General features: G+C 64.6%; 1 protein-coding gene. It reads right to left on the bottom strand.

All coding sequences use genetic code 11. The features are described from left to right. On the bottom strand, window positions 1–1,953 hold a 1,953-nt coding region (gene rpoB / locus AC6RA4_RS25200), incomplete at both ends, for a DNA-directed RNA polymerase subunit beta (RefSeq protein WP_500165022.1).

Below are 1,953 nucleotides of genomic sequence, written 5' to 3'. Positions count from 1 at the left end.
CACCTTCACCAGCGGACGCTGGTTGATGCAGGTGTTCTGGTTCGAGCGCTGGAACTTGCGCATCCGGTAGATATCGACGCCGGCATCGCCAAGCTCGAGATCCTCGGTTGCGCGGATCACGATCCGCTGGGCATCGACCTGGTCGACGATGCCGGCGCGGTGCGCCTGGATGGCAGCGCCGGAGTCGATGGCGACCTTGCCCTCGATGCCGGTGCCGACCAGCGGCGCTTCCGAGCGCAGGGTCGGAACGGCCTGACGTTGCATGTTCGCACCCATCAGGGCGCGGTTTGCGTCGTCGTTCTCGAGGAACGGGATCAGCGAGGCACCGACCGAGACCAGCTGCTTGGGCGACACGTCGATCAGGTCGACGCTTTCCGCCGGCGCGAGCGTGTAGTCACCGGACTGACGGGTGTTGACCATCTCGTTGATGAACTGGCCGTTCTCGTCGATGTTGGCGTTCGCCTGGGCAACCGTGTGGCGCATCTCCTCGGTGGCGGACATGTAGTGGACCTCGTCGGTCACCTGCTTGTCCTTCACCACCCGGTACGGGGTCTCGATGAAGCCATACTTGTTGACGCGGGCGAAGGTCGCCAGCGAGTTGATCAGACCGATGTTCGGGCCTTCCGGCGTCTCGATCGGGCACATCCGGCCATAGTGGGTCGGGTGCACGTCGCGGACCTCGAAGCCGGCGCGCTCGCGGGTCAGACCGCCCGGTCCAAGCGCCGAAAGACGACGCTTGTGCGTCACTTCCGAGAGCGGGTTGGTCTGGTCCATGAACTGCGACAGCTGCGACGAGCCGAAGAACTCGCGCACGGCAGCCGCGGCGGGCTTCGCGTTGATCAGGTCCTGCGGCATGACGGTGTCGATCTCGACCGACGACATGCGCTCCTTGATGGCGCGCTCCATGCGCAGCAGACCGACGCGATATTGGTTCTCCATCAGCTCGCCGACGGAACGGACACGACGGTTGCCGAGGTGGTCGATGTCGTCGACCTCGCCCTTGCCGTCACGCAGCTCGACCAGCGCCTTGATGCACTTGACGATGTCGTCGCGGTCCAGCGTGCGCTGGGTGTCGGGCTTTTCGAGCGCGAGACGCATGTTCATCTTCACGCGGCCCACGGCCGAGAGGTCGTAGCGCTCGCTGTCGAAGAACAGGGTGTCGAACAGCGCCGAGGCAGCCTCGACGGTGGGCGGCTCGCCCGGACGCATGACGCGGTAGATGTCCATGAGCGCGCTGTTGCGGTCCATGTTCTTGTCCTGCGCCATGGTGTTCCGCATGTACGGACCCACGGTGACGTTGTCGATGTCGAGGACCGGGATCTCGGTGATGCCCGCGTCGACCAGCTCCTTGAGGGTGCCGCCGGTCACGTCGCCGTCCTTATCGACGGTCCAGGTCAGCTCGTCGCCGGCCTCGACATAGATCGCGCCGGTTTCCTCGTTGATGATGTCCTTGGCGACATACTTGCCGACGATCTGCTCGAACGGAACCAGCAGGTTCTGCACGGTGCCTTCGTCGATCAGCTTCTTCACCGCGCGCGGGGTCACCTTCTTGGTGGCCTCGGCGATGATCTCGCCGCTGTCGGCATCCACGAGATCGAAGGTCGGGCGCGTGCCGCGCACCCGCTCGGGGAAGAACTTGGTCACCCAGCCTTCGCCGCGGCGCAGGTTGTAGGTGACGGTCTTGTAGTAGGCGTCCATGATCGCCTCCTGATCCAGCCCGAGGGCGTAGAGCAGGGTCGTCACCGGCAGCTTGCGGCGGCGGTCGATGCGAGCGAACACGATGTCCTTGGCGTCGAATTCGAAGTCGAGCCACGAGCCGCGATAGGGGATGATGCGGCAGGCGAAGAGCAGCTTGCCCGAGCTGTGCGTCTTGCCCTTGTCATGGTCGAAGAACACGCCCGGCGAACGGTGCATCTGAGACACGATCACGCGCTCGGTGCCGTTCACGATGAA

The sequence above is a fragment of the Salipiger sp. genome (assembly GCF_059781815.1).
The sequence above is the reverse complement of the archived record's forward strand: the minus strand, read 5'-3'. Positions and strand labels throughout refer to the sequence as shown.